This window comes from Crossiella sp. NPDC003009 (assembly GCF_053591555.1).
Genome location: NZ_JBSFUA010000064.1, coordinates 24,878 through 36,841, shown reverse-complemented (window position 1 = coordinate 36,841; position 11,964 = coordinate 24,878). Strand labels below are relative to the sequence as shown.

Sequence of the window (11,964 nt, the reverse complement as noted above, 5' to 3'; positions counted from 1 at the left end):
GAACCCGCCGCCGCCGCCGCCACGTCCACTGCCACCGCCGGGCGGCGTCCCGCCACCGGGCGGAAAACCGGGCGGCGGCAGGGGCATCGGCAGCGGCGACGGCCCTGGTCCCGGTATCGGACCCGGTCCGGGAACCGGCTGCGGCAGCGGCGGACCGCCCACCGGCGGCGGGGCCGGGATGTTCCAGTCGTTGCGCACCTGGTCGTTGCCGGTGCCCCCACCGCCGCCCCCGCCGCCACCGCCACCGGTGACGCCGCCGGGCGGGTCGACGCGGCCCGGCTGGCCGGGGAGTCCGCGCGGCGGGTCCACCCGGCCGGGGTCCCGGCGACCGGGATCGACCTCGCCGGGGTTGCCGTTGCCGGTGTCCAGGGTCAGCTCAGGCTGCGGCTGGAACTGGTACTGCGGCAAGGAGTCCACGGTGCCCTGGGTGTTGCCCCGGTAGGACTCGAAGCGCTCCTGGTTGCGCTTGACCGCCTCGCCCTCGGCCTGCTTCGCCTTGTCGAAGTCGGTGTCCATCGGGATGAAGTCGTTCAGCCACGGCTCCGGCGGCACATCCGGCACCTTCTCCATGGCCCGCTGCGCCGCCCGCGCATGATCCCCCTGCGCGGCCACCTGCAGCGCCACGCTGTCACAGACCCCCTTGGCCTGGGTCGCGATGGCCACCACCGGCGCGATCTTGTTCTGCATGGCGTCGCCGCCCTTGCCCTCAAAGGCGATCTTGCCGACGGCCATGGCCTCCTCGATCAGCCGCGCCACCTTGTCGTAGCGCTTGCCGAGCTGGGTCCACTGGTCCTTGTTGGCATCGGTGGTGGGACCGGTGCCTTTGACGTTCTGGTTGAAGTAGTCGTAGATCGTGCGCCCGTCGAAGGCCTGGGCCCTGGGCAGGCTGCCGTCCTTGCTGATCGCGGCATACCGGACAACGTCCCCCATGTCAGCCTCCCGCCCGCAGGTTCTGGACCACGAGAGTCGCCATCTGGTCGGAGACCTTGCACGGCGTCTTGTAGTCCGCGTGGTCCGAACCGAGGTTGACCGACACCTCCATCATGAGGTCCTTGCTCAGACCCAGTTGCGTGGTGCAGCCGCCGCGTTCGGCGGTCTTCTCGTCGTTGGTGTGCACGGCCGGGGTACCGGCCAGCTCACCGGCGGGCTCGAAGAAGGGATTCCGGTCGCGCAGCTCGAAGAACCGGTCCCATTTCACGGCATCGGGCTTGGTGTACAGGGCCGCGGAGACCCGGGCATCCGCGATGACATCTTTGGCGCCCCACACGCAGGCCGGTCCGAGGACCGAGTCCTCGGGCTTCGGCGGCTTGGTCGCCCCGACCGTCGCGAGTTGCGCTGGGGTGAGCAGGTCGCACACCCGATCCTTGAACTTCTCGGCCGAGAGCGGGTTGTTGATCGGCGGCGCCGGGCTCTGCGCGCTGGTGCTGGGCGGTGCACTGGTCGGAGCCGGATCGGGCGTTCCACCGCCACAGCTGGCCAGCACCAGCGTGCTCAGTGAGATGATCGCGGCGAGCTGGACTGCGCGGGTCACGAGCGGTGTCCTCCGATGCCCTTGTTCTTGCCCTCGGCGTTCTCGTGCTCGCGCACCATAGCCCTGATGTTCTTGATCATATTGTTGAGCGTCTGCGCCAGGTCACGGTTGGCCTTGCCGTGGCAACCCTGCTCGTCACTGGCCCGCTGGATGATCGACTTCACCGCGGCCTTGCTGTACGGGTCGTTGTACGGCGGGTCGAGCAGCTGAAGCCGCCGGGCGGCTTCCCCGATCGACACGACCTCTTCCAGGGCCTCTTCGAGCTTGGCCAGGGCCTTGCTGGCGTGCGCCGGGTCGATGCGATACCGGCCCGCCTGGCTCAGCGACCCCTGCACATCCACCGGCCGTGGGCTCGGGTTCGCGCGTTTCTGCTGGTCCAGCAGATGGCGCTGGCTGGGCGTGAGTAGGTGCTCGTCTGGATCCGCCATGGTCCCCCCTTGGCAACGCGGCGATTATCCACTGCGGCTGGCAATTTCCATCCCCCAGGCATCGTAACCATGGACGGATCGGGAACGGCAGCGGATCCACTCGACGGCAGGATCCCTCAAAAGGAGTAGTACTACCCATAAAAAAGTGACGCTCCGCCAGTGCAATTGACTGGCGGAGCGTCACTTGGTCAATAGGTCAGGCTTTTGCCTTTGGTGAGATGTACTCGCCGATCTCCACATTGGACAGCTTGGCGTACACACCGGGGTAACCGGTCGCCGCGCAGCCCTGGCCCCGGCTGACCACGCCGATCTGGATGAAGGTGTTGCGGCTGGGCAGGGAGACGAACAGCGGGCCGCCGGAGTCGCCCTGGCAGGTGTCCTTACCGGTCCGGCCGGCGCACAGGTCGCGGTCGGAGGTCTCGGGGTAGGAGACCGCGCACTCGTCGTTGGAGATCAGCGGCAGCTCGACCTCCTGCAGGCGGTCCGGCCGGTTCACCACGCCGCCGCCGGGGAAGCCGGGCTGGGCCTCCATGTTGCCCCAGCCGATGCCGGTGACCATGCGGCCCGGCCGCTCCAGCGCGTCCGTGCCGGGGGTGACCAGCTGGATGGGCTTGATGGTGGTGATGGGGGTGGCCAAGTACAGCAGCGCCACGTCGTAGCTGCCGTCCTCAAGGTACTTCTCGTGCATCTCGAAGCCGACCACCGGGCGTTCCTCGCCCTGGGCGGCCGAGAGCGCGGTGCGGCCGACGAGCACGGAGACGTTCTTGATGGTCTCCGCGTCGTAGCCCTCCACGCAGTGCGCCGCGGTCAGCACCACCCTCGGGCCCACCAGCGAACCGCCGCAGCGGTGCCGGTTGTACGCGGTCGGGCCGCGCCGTGAGTCCTGCAGGGTGGCCATGAACGGGTACTTGCCGTCCGGCACCGGGGTGCCGCCGACCACGAGCGCGCCCGGGTCGCCCGGCGGCGTGGACGGGGACGCGGCGGAGGTCCCCGTCAGCAGGCCGAGGCTCAGAGCGGCGGTCAGTGCGGCGAAGAGCACGCGTTTGCCACGGTTCACTGGGTGACCCCCAGGGTGGCCAGGGTGGTGGGGGCCTGGATCCAGCCGCCCAGCTCCTCGTTGGACAGCTTGCTGTACACGCCGGGGAAGCCGTGCGCGGCGCAGCCACGACCGCGGCTGACCACACCGATCTGGATGAAGGTGTTGCGGCTGGGCAGCGAGACGAACAGCGGGCCGCCGGAGTCGCCCTGGCAGGTGTCCTTGCCGGTCTTGCCCGCGCACAGGTCGCGGTCGGAGGTCTCCGGGTAGGAGACCGCGCACTCGTCGTTGGAGATCAGCGGGACGTCGACCTCCTGCATGCGGTCCGGGTAGTTGACCACGCCGCCGCCGGGGAAGCCGGGCTGGGCCTCGGTGTTGCCCCAGCCAATGCCGGTGACCAGACGACCCGGTCGCTCCAGCGCGTCGGTGCCCGGGGTGACCAGCTGGATCGGCTTGATCGTGGTGATCGGCTGGTCGATGGACAGCAGCGCGATGTCGTAGCTGCGGTCGGCCTTGTACTTCGGGTGCACCGTGACGAAGCGGACCTTGCGCTCCTCGCCCTGGTTCATCGAGAGCTGGGTGCGCCCGGCGATGACGGTCAGGCTGGGCAGGGTTTCCGGCGTGTAGCCGGCGACGCAGTGCGCCGCGGTCAGCACCACGCGCGGGCCCACCAGGGTGCCGCCGCAGTTGTGCCGGTCGTAGGCGGTCGGCCCGAACCGGGCGTCCTGCAAGGTGACCATGAACGGGTACTTGCCGTCCGGCACCGGAGTGCCGCCGACCACGAGCGCGCCCGGGTCGCCGGGGTTGTTCGGCGGTGCGGCCGCGGCTGCCCCGGCGGTGGCCACCACGCCGAGGGTCGCGGCCAACACGGCCATGAGGAGACGTTTGCCAAGCATGAGTGCCCCTTTTGTCTCTGCGCTGGCAGAAAGGTGTGCAGACCCCGTTCCCGGAAGATCGGAAATGGGGTGCCCGCGACGCTATGCGCAGGTGAGAGGGGGCCACATCAGACGATCGACGGAAGCTCGACCACCCATCGGCGTGGGCCGATCGGACGGTGATCCAGGTCACTTTCACCTGGCGCAACTCGGTTCGCGGCTCGCGCGTCTGGATTTGTGGCCCACTTGTGCGCGCCGGGCAATCGATGGCCCCTGGCACCGACCTTCGTCAGCGTGGCACTCGACGAAAGCTCACTGACCGGCCCTGGTTGAAACACTACTGTCTCTTCTGGAACCAAGTTGCCGCGTTCGGCGTTGGTTCATCGTAAGTTCTCAACTACGGGGCAGACCTGAAGCCCAGCTGAAGCTCGGTTAGGGTCGGTGCCGCGCCAGGGGAACGTCCCTGGTGGCGAGCAGGGGAGGGAATCACCCGATGGACACCGCACCCACCGCGGTCGTCTCGCGTCGGCGCTGGGCCGTGCTCACCGTGTTGTCGGTGAGCCTGCTGCTGGTCGCGGTGGACGCCACCGTGCTGCACACCGCGGTCCCCTCGCTCGCCGCTGATCTGAAGCCGGGCCCGGTCGGGCTGCTCTGGATCATCGACGTCTACTCGCTGCTGGCCGCCCCGCTGCTGATCGCCTTCGGCACCCTCGGCGACCGGTACGGCCGCCGCCGCATCCTGATGTACGGCTACCTGGTCTTCGGCGCGGCCTCGATCGCGGCCGCGCTGTCCACCAGCACCGGCATGCTGATCGCCGCGCGCGCCGGGCTGGGCATCGGCGGCGCGATGATCATGCCGGCCACCCTGTCGGTGCTGCGGCACATCTTCCCCGACCGCAAGGAACGCCAGTTCGCCATCGGCGTGTGGAGCGCGGTGGCCGCCTCCGGCGCGGCGCTGGGCCCGCTGCTGGGCGGGGTGCTGGTGGAGTTCTTCTCCTGGCACGCGGCCTTCCTGATCAACGTGCCGGTCATGGTGGTCGCCATCCCGCTGGCGCTGTGGCTGGTGCCCGAGTCGGCCGACCCGGCCAAGGGCCGCTGGGACATCCTCTCCGCGCTGCTGTCCGCGCTCGGCGTGCTCGGCATCGCCTACGGCGTCAAGCAGGCCGGGCACCACGGTGTGCTCGACCCGGTCGCGATCGGCACCGGCCTCGGCGGCCTGCTGATGCTGGTCTGGTTCGTCCGGCGGCAGCTGAGCATGGAAAAACCGTTGCTGGACATGCGGATGTTCCGCAACGCCACCTTCAGCACCGCGGTCGCCTGCGTGGTGCTGGTGATGAGCTCGCTGGCCGGTCTCGGCCTGACGTTCTCCCAGTACCTCCAGTACGTCCTGCAACTCGGCCCGCTCGAGGCCGGGGTGCGGCTGATGCCCGCGATGGTCGCCGCCATCGCCGGTGGCCTGCTCGCCGCGCCGCTGCTGCAGCGCTTCTCCACCAGCGTGGTCACCGCGGGCGGCTTCGCCGTCACCGCGATCGCGCTGGTGCCAGCCGGGTTCTGGCTGGACACCCAGGACCACCCGTGGCTGCTGGTGCCCTGCCTGCTCGGCGTCGGCCTCGGCGTGTCCGCGGCCTTCACCGCCTCCTCCGACGCGCTGCTCGCCTCGGCGCCACCCGCGCAGGCAGGCGCCGCGGCCGCGGTGGAGGAGACCGGCTACGAGCTGGGCACCGGGCTGGGCACCGCGATCGTGGGCAGCGTGATGACCGCGGTCTACTCCGCGCACCTGGCCGCCGTGCCCGGGGTGCCGCAGGGCAGCCTGGACGTGGCGCGGCAGTCCATGTCCGAGGCCGACCGGGCCGGGCGCGAACTGGGCGGACCGGCCGGTGAGGCGCTGCTCGGCGCCGCCAGGCAGGCCTTCGTGGACGGGCTCACCGTCACCCTGGTGATCGCCGCGGTGGTGCTCACCCTGGCCGCGATCGTCGCCTCCCGACTCCTGCCCCGGCAGGTCATCAAGTCCGCAGGACACGACTGAGAGAGAAGCTGTGACCCCCACCGCTACCGAGTCCGAGCCCCAGGTCCGCAAGGGCTGGCGCACCCCGGCCGTGCTGTACCGGCTGATCAGCCACCCCGTGCTGCGGTTCGTGCTGGGCTGGGACCTGCCCAGCAGGGACGTGCGCAAGTGGGTGCCGAGCAAGCCGGGCAGCACCACCGTGGAGATCGGCAGCGGCGGCGGCTTCTTCACCAAGGCGCTGCGCGAGCACCTCGGCGGCGACGCCCGGCTGATCGGGCTGGACCCGGCCGCGGGCGCGCAGAAGAAGCTCGCCGACAAGCACGCGGGCACGCCGGGCGCGGAGCTGGTGCTGGTGGCGGGGGACGGCTGCAAGCTGCCCTTCGCCGACAACAGCGTGGACACCATCTTCTTCACCTACAGCCTGGAAGAGGTGCCCGACCCGCTGGCCGCGGTGCGCGAGGCGGTCCGGGTGCTGCGGCCCGGCGGGGAGTTCGTCGCGTTCGTGTGGCGGCCGGTGATCCTGCACAAGCGGCGCAAGCCGGTGCAGCAGCTCATCGACTCGCTGCTGACCAAGCAGAACCTGAGCAAGGGCCCGCAGAATTTGCGCATGGCCTACCGCAAGCCCGCGGCCTGACCTGATGGCGGGCGGCCGGATCCCAGTCGCCCGCCGCTCGGCCCTGCTTTGTCGCGAGCGTTAACGTACTAAGTACGCTAAGCTGGGTGGCATGACCCGTATCGAGGACATCCGCGCCCGGCTCCAGGAGCAGCTGCCCGAGCTGGCCGCCACGCACGGGGTGCCGGGGGCCCAGGCCGCGGTGCTGGTGGACGGCGAGATCGTCACGGCCGCCACCGGGGTGCTCAACCTGGGCACCGGGGTCGCGGCCACCACCGACTCGCTGTTCCAGATCGGCTCGATCACCAAGCTGTGGACCGCGATCCTGGTGCTCCAGCTCCTCGAGGACGGCCTGCTGGAGCTGGACCGGCCGGTGCGCGAGTACCTGCCGGAGCTGACCCTGGCCGATGAGGGCGCGGCCGCGGTGATCACCACCCGGCAGCTGCTCGCGCACAACGCTGGGTTCGCCGGGGACCTCTTCCGGGACACCGGCCACGGCGCGGACGCGATCGAGAAGTTCGTGGCCACCCTCGGCGACGCGGCGCAGCTGTTCCCGCCCGGCGAGATGTTCTCCTACAACAACGCGGGCTACATCGTGCTCGGCCGCCTGGTCGAGGTGCTGCGCGGCAAGCCCTTCAGCCAGGCCCTGCGCGAGCACCTGATCACCCCGCTCGGCCTGACGCACACCGCGACCGACGCCACCGAGGCCATCCGCTACCGCGCCGCCCTCGGCCACCTGCCCGGCCCGGACGGCGAGCTGGTCCCGGCCCCGGTGTGGTCGCTGGCCGCCTCCTCCGCGCCCGCCGGCGCGCTGCTGTCCATGCGCGCGGCCGACCTGCTGGAGTTCGCCAGGCTGGCGCTGGACGGCGGCCGCGAGGGCGTGCTGTCCGCCGAGTTGGCCAAGGCGATGCTGGAGCCGCGGGTGGCCGTGCCCGAGGTTGGCCTGCTGCCTGGCCACTACGGCCTGGGCTGGGGTGTGTGGGACCTCCCGGGCAACCGGTCGGTCGGGCACGACGGCGGCACCATCGGCCAGAGCGCGTTCCTCCGCGTGGTGCCCGCCGCCGGCGTGGCGGTGGCGTTGCTGACCAACGGCGGCGACACGTTCGGCCTCTACCAGGACCTGGTGCGCCCCTTGGTCGCCGAGCTGGGCGGGGCCCAGCTGCCCGGCGCGCTGGTCCCGCCTGCCGAACCGGTCGCGGTGGACCCCGGCCGAGCGGTCGGCAGGTACGACGCGGTCCTGGCCAGCCAGGAGATCACCGTCGACGAGCAGGGCCGGTTCTGGCTGACGATGCGGCCGCTGACCGAGGAGGCGAAGATGATGCTGCCGTCGGAGGAACCGGTGGAACTGCTCGGGCTCACCGCGAACTCGTTGATCGCCACGGCGCCGAGGATGGGGCTGTACCCGGTGTACGTGCTGGTGGGGGAGCCTGGTCAGCCCGCGCGGTTCCTGCACAGCAGCCGGGCGGCGGCGCGGATCCCTGGCAGCTGAGCGGGCGGCCTGACCTCAACCGGCCACCGGGCCGCCCACCCGGGCAAGACTGGCCGGGTCGTCATCTCGCAGACTGTGCCGGTGACCTCCGATCTGCTCCGGCGCGCGACCCAAGCCCTGCCCGCTCTGCTCGACGACCTCGGCGAGCTGATCTCCTGCGAGTCGCCCTCGGCCGACCTGGCCGCGGTGGCGCGCAGCGCGGACCTGGTGGCCGAGCAGGGTGCCCGGCTGCTCGGCGCGGCCCCGGAACGCCTGGAGCGTGGCGGGGTCAGCCACCTGCGCTGGCGCTTCGGCGACCGGCCCAGGGTGCTGGTGCTGGCCCACCACGACACGGTGTGGCCGATCGGCACCCTGGCCCGGCTGCCGTTCTCGGTCACCGACGGCGTGCTGCGCGGGCCCGGCTGCTTCGACATGAAGACCGGGCTGGCCCAGGCCCTGCACGCGTTGTCCTGGCTGCCCAGTCTGGACGGGGTGAGCGTGCTGGTCAGCGGGGACGAGGAGGTCGGCTCGCTGACCTCCCGGGAGCTGATCGAGGACACCGCGCGGGGCTGCGCCGCGGTGTTCGTGCTGGAGGGCAGCGGCGAGCACGGCGCGCTCAAGACCGAGCGCAAGGGCACCAGCATGTACCAGCTGGCCATCACCGGCCGCGCCGCGCACGCCGGGCTGGAGCCGGAGCTGGGCGCCAACGCGGGCATCGAGCTCGCCCACCAGGTGCTGGCGCTGACCGCGCTCGGCGATCCGGCACTGGGCACCACGGTCACCCCGACCGTGCTGTCCGCGGGCACCACCACCAACACCGTGCCCGCCGCGGCCGTGGTGCACTGCGATGTGCGTGCCCGCACCGCCGCCGAACAGCAGCGCGTGCACCAGGCCATCCGCGCCTTCGCCCCGGTGCTGCCGGGGGTGCGGCTTGATCCGCTGGGCGGCCCAAACCGGCCGCCGATGGAGGCCGCGTCCTCGGCGGAGCTCTACGCCCGCGCGGTCGCGCTGGCCGCCGGGCTGGGACTGCCGCCGCTGAGCTCGGTCGCGGTCGGCGGGGCCTCCGACGGCAACTTCACCGCCGGGATCGGCGTGCCCACCCTGGACGGGCTCGGCGCGGTCGGCGGCGGCGCGCACGCCGAGCACGAACACGTGCTCACCGCGCACATCCCGCCCCGCGCCGCGCTGCTGGCCGCGCTGGTCGACGACGTGCGGAGCCGTGGATGAGCGCCGAAGCAGCCCTGGTGGAGACCGCCAAGCGGGACGCGCTGGCCGCCGCGCACGCCGCCGGGGTGGAGCTGGCCGAGCTGGCCGAGCTCAGCGACCTGCAACGTGCTTTCCGGCTGTTCCAGGACATCTGGCTGCCCAAGCCGGGCAGCGAGCCGATCACCGTCGAGCTGATGCGGGTGCTGGAGCACACCGGCGGCTACGTGGCCGGCGCGTTCAGCGCCGACGAGCTGGTGGGCGCGGGCGCCGGGTTCCTGGCCGCGCCGATCGGCCGCGGCCTGCACTCGCACGTGGCCGGGGTGTCCGGCCAGGCCCAGGGCCGTTCGGTCGGTTACGCGCTCAAGCTGCACCAGCGGGCCTGGGCGCTGGTGCGCGGCCTGGACGTGGTCAGCTGGACCTTCGACCCGCTGGTGCGCCGCAACGCCTTCTTCAACCTGGCCAAGCTGGCCGCGCTGCCCGCGGAGTACCTGCCCGACTTCTACGGCCCGATGGCCGATGAGATCAACGACGCCGGGCCCAGCGACCGGGTGCTGCTGTCCTGGCGGCTCACCGACCCCACGGTCGCCGCGGCCTGCGGCGGCCGCCCGCTCACCCCGGACATCACCACCGCCGAACCACTTCTGTCCGATGTGGACGGTCGTCCGGTGCGGCGGGAAACCGGGGCGGACACCGTGCTGGTCGCGGTGCCCGCCGACATCGAGACCTTGCGCGGCAAGGATCCCGTGCTCGCGGTGGAGTGGCGGTTCGCGGTCAGGGACACCCTCGGCGAACTGCTGGACGCCGGCGCGAGGGTGACCGGGTTCCTGCGCAGCGGGTCCTACGTGGTGTCCAGAGCGGACCGCTGAGCGGGTCAGGGCGCGACGGTCACCTCGACCGTGCCCGCCTCCGGCTCCTGGAAACGCAGCAGCGCCTCGCCCTCCTCGACCAGCTCGTCCAGGGTGCCCCGGGACAGCGGCAGGAACGGGCGCAGGGTGAGGATCGCCTTGTCCTTCTTGCGGGTGGTCTCCCACACGCCGCGGACCTGGCCGTCGACCAGGAAGGTGGACCGCACCCGCAGGTTCTTGGTCACTACCTCGCCGCGGTGCGCGTCGGCCAGCACCCTGGTGCGGTCGGCGTGCGCCAGCACCAGGTTGTCGAACTCCGGCAGGTAGCGGACCGGGGCCGGCACGTCCTCCTCCGGGCGCGGGGCCTCGGGCAGGTCGAAGAGCTCGCGCCCGTTCTCGTCCTGGAAGACCTCCAGCTTGTGCCGCAGCCGGTCCATGATCTGCTTGGCCTCGGCCAGCCCGGACCAGGTGTGGAAGTCCTGCGCGGAGGCCGGGCCGAACGCGCCGAGGTAGCGCAGCGCCAGCTGGTCCGTCTCGTCCACAGTGGACAGTGGATCGGGTAGCCACTCGTCGGCCAGGGTGAAGGCGGCCACCGTCGGGAACGACCAGCGGTCCTGGGTCGGCCGCATCACCAGCGGCAGCTGGGTGCGCACCGCGTAGCCCAGCGCGCGGTCGTTCACCGCGGGGAAGGCCTCCTGCAGCAGCGGGCGCAGCTCGGTGAAGCTGCGCGGCGCGGCGGCCAGGATCGCCCGCGCGGTGGGCAGCAACCGCTCCAGGTCCAGGCCGTTGGCCCGGGAACCCAGCACCCGCAGCGAGGCGGTCAGCATCGGCTGCAGGGTGTGCCGGAACCGGAGGTAGTCCGCCGCGCTCATCAGGTGCAGGGTGCCGCGCAGCAGCGTGGCCCGGACGATCCGGCGCTCGTGCAGCGCCTCGTGCAGCTCCCGCCGCTCGAAGCCGGCGATCCGGGTCCACAGCGCCACGAACGGCGGCCGCGCCTCCTGGGCCTGGATCCCGCACAGTCGCTCCACCAGGTCGACCGCGGAGACCTGCTCCCTGCTCAGCAGGTGCTGGCGCGCCAGCGTCGCCCGGTTGAGCCGGCCACGGGTCACGATGTCCATACCGGCCAGCTCATCATGTTCCCGTCGCGGACCGGGCACAATCCGGGCAAGAACCCAAGGATGTTACCCGTTTGATGAGTAGCCCGCTGGCCCGTCCGGTCGTCGGTTGTCCACTCAGGTAACCATTACTCAGGCCAGGCAGACCCCAGGACCACATCCACGAAGTCGGTGCGCGTGAACTCAGGCTCGTACCGCGCCAGCACGTCTGCCTTGATGTTGCCGAAGGTCGTCTCCGGCCGGTGCGCCAGTCCACGGTGGAACGCTTCCAGAATGCGCCGCTTGAACTCCGGCCGAGGATGTACGGCGACCACGGCCTCCCGGTCGGCATTGGTCACCTCGTCCAGGCCGATGCCCACCACGTCGACCTCCACCCCGGCGATCACCAGCGCGATCTCCGGGGCCATGTGGTGCGGGATCTCCGTCGTGGTGTGCAAGGCGATCGCGGTCCACACCGTGGTCACCGCCTGCTCGGGCAGGCCGTGGCGGCGCAGGAACTCCGCCGCGTCGTCCGCGCCGTCGATCTCGAACCGTTGCCGGGACTGGCGATGCCGCTCGGTGAGGCCGAGGTCGTGGAACATCGCGCCCACGTAGAGCAGCTCCCGGTCGAAGGTCAGGCTCCGGTGCTCGCCGCGCAGCGCACCGAAGTGGTAGACGCGGCGGGAGTGGTGGTAGAGCAGGTCGTCGGTGAGGTCGCGCACGAGTTCGGTGGCCTCGGCGGCCAGCGCGCTGTCCGGGACGGTGAGGGTGGCGGGCACGCGGTTCTCCGTTGCACTGGAAGAGGATCGGTCCTGTTCAGACTGTCAGCGGACACGCCGCGGCACGCGCGGTGATCTGGCCGC

Annotated in this window: 12 protein-coding genes; 5 read left to right on the top strand and 7 right to left on the bottom strand. The window is 71.4% G+C overall.

Going from position 1 to position 11,964, the window contains the following annotated elements:
* The 5 genes from ACWDY5_RS37945 to ACWDY5_RS37925 form a co-directional block, all read right to left on the bottom strand.
* On the bottom strand, positions 1-930 hold a 930-nt coding region (locus tag ACWDY5_RS37945; RefSeq protein WP_449726967.1), incomplete at its 3' end, for a hypothetical protein.
* Position 931: 1 nt separating this feature from the next.
* A complete protein-coding gene (locus ACWDY5_RS37940; RefSeq protein ID WP_449726966.1) occupies positions 932-1,531 on the bottom strand; it encodes a DUF3558 domain-containing protein in 600 nt (199 codons plus the stop codon).
* Positions 1,528-1,959, bottom strand: coding sequence for a hypothetical protein (locus ACWDY5_RS37935; protein ID WP_449726965.1), 432 nt, complete (start codon positions 1,957-1,959; stop codon positions 1,528-1,530). The genes ACWDY5_RS37940 and ACWDY5_RS37935 overlap by 4 nt, the downstream gene beginning before the upstream one ends.
* Before the next feature lie 196 nt (positions 1,960-2,155).
* Entirely contained in the window at positions 2,156-3,016 is an 861-nt protein-coding gene (locus ACWDY5_RS37930; RefSeq protein ID WP_449726964.1) for a S1 family peptidase, read from the bottom strand.
* Entirely contained in the window at positions 3,013-3,870 is an 858-nt protein-coding gene (locus ACWDY5_RS37925) for a S1 family peptidase (RefSeq protein ID WP_449726963.1), read from the bottom strand. Before ACWDY5_RS37925 ends, ACWDY5_RS37930 begins: the two co-directional genes overlap by 4 nt.
* 493 nt (positions 3,871-4,363) lie before the next feature.
* On the opposite strand from ACWDY5_RS37925, the gene ACWDY5_RS37920 reads away from it, so the two are divergent.
* From ACWDY5_RS37920 to ACWDY5_RS37900, 5 genes are all read left to right on the top strand, one after another.
* A complete protein-coding gene (locus ACWDY5_RS37920) occupies positions 4,364-5,896 on the top strand; it encodes an MFS transporter (protein ID WP_449726962.1) in 1,533 nt (510 codons plus the stop codon).
* Between the two features lie 10 nt (positions 5,897-5,906).
* Positions 5,907-6,509 (top strand): class I SAM-dependent methyltransferase, encoded by a 603-nt coding sequence (locus ACWDY5_RS37915; protein ID WP_449726961.1) that lies wholly within the window; start codon positions 5,907-5,909, stop codon positions 6,507-6,509.
* 91 nt (positions 6,510-6,600) lie between these two features.
* The gene (locus ACWDY5_RS37910) at positions 6,601-7,977 is read left to right on the top strand and encodes a serine hydrolase domain-containing protein (protein ID WP_449726960.1); all 1,377 of its coding nucleotides are present in this window, start codon (positions 6,601-6,603) and stop codon (positions 7,975-7,977) included.
* Positions 7,978-8,094: 117 nt separating this feature from the next.
* Positions 8,095-9,183 carry a M20 family metallopeptidase gene (locus tag ACWDY5_RS37905; RefSeq protein WP_449726968.1) on the top strand — a complete coding sequence of 363 codons (1,089 nt, stop codon included), beginning with the start codon at positions 8,095-8,097 and terminating at the stop codon, positions 9,181-9,183.
* A complete protein-coding gene (locus ACWDY5_RS37900; protein WP_449726959.1) occupies positions 9,180-10,028 on the top strand; it encodes a GNAT family N-acetyltransferase in 849 nt (282 codons plus the stop codon). The genes ACWDY5_RS37905 and ACWDY5_RS37900 overlap by 4 nt, the downstream gene beginning before the upstream one ends.
* A 5-nt stretch (positions 10,029-10,033) precedes the next feature.
* Here ACWDY5_RS37900 and ACWDY5_RS37895 read toward each other — a convergent pair whose 3' ends face one another.
* A complete protein-coding gene (locus tag ACWDY5_RS37895; RefSeq protein ID WP_449726958.1) occupies positions 10,034-11,125 on the bottom strand; it encodes a winged helix DNA-binding domain-containing protein in 1,092 nt (363 codons plus the stop codon).
* A 125-nt stretch (positions 11,126-11,250) separates the two neighbouring features.
* Positions 11,251-11,880: an HD domain-containing protein gene (locus ACWDY5_RS37890; RefSeq protein ID WP_449726957.1), complete on the bottom strand. Its 630-nt coding sequence runs from the start codon at positions 11,878-11,880 to the stop codon at positions 11,251-11,253.
* Positions 11,881-11,964 lie beyond the last annotated feature (84 nt).

What these genes read in the sequence shown, in the direction of transcription:
- ACWDY5_RS37935 (WP_449726965.1), bottom strand. Translation starts at nt 1,959, where the DNA reads ATGGCGGATCCAGACGAGCACCTACTCACGCCCAGCCAGCGCCATCTG.
- ACWDY5_RS37925 (WP_449726963.1), bottom strand. Translation starts at nt 3,870, where the DNA reads ATGGCCGTGTTGGCCGCGACCCTCGGCGTGGTGGCCACCGCCGGGGCA.
- ACWDY5_RS37895 (WP_449726958.1), bottom strand. Translation starts at nt 11,125, where the DNA reads ATGGACATCGTGACCCGTGGCCGGCTCAACCGGGCGACGCTGGCGCGC.
- ACWDY5_RS37900 (WP_449726959.1), top strand. Translation starts at nt 9,180, where the DNA reads ATGAGCGCCGAAGCAGCCCTGGTGGAGACCGCCAAGCGGGACGCGCTG.
- ACWDY5_RS37910 (WP_449726960.1), top strand. Translation starts at nt 6,601, where the DNA reads ATGACCCGTATCGAGGACATCCGCGCCCGGCTCCAGGAGCAGCTGCCC.
- ACWDY5_RS37920 (WP_449726962.1), top strand. Translation starts at nt 4,364, where the DNA reads ATGGACACCGCACCCACCGCGGTCGTCTCGCGTCGGCGCTGGGCCGTG.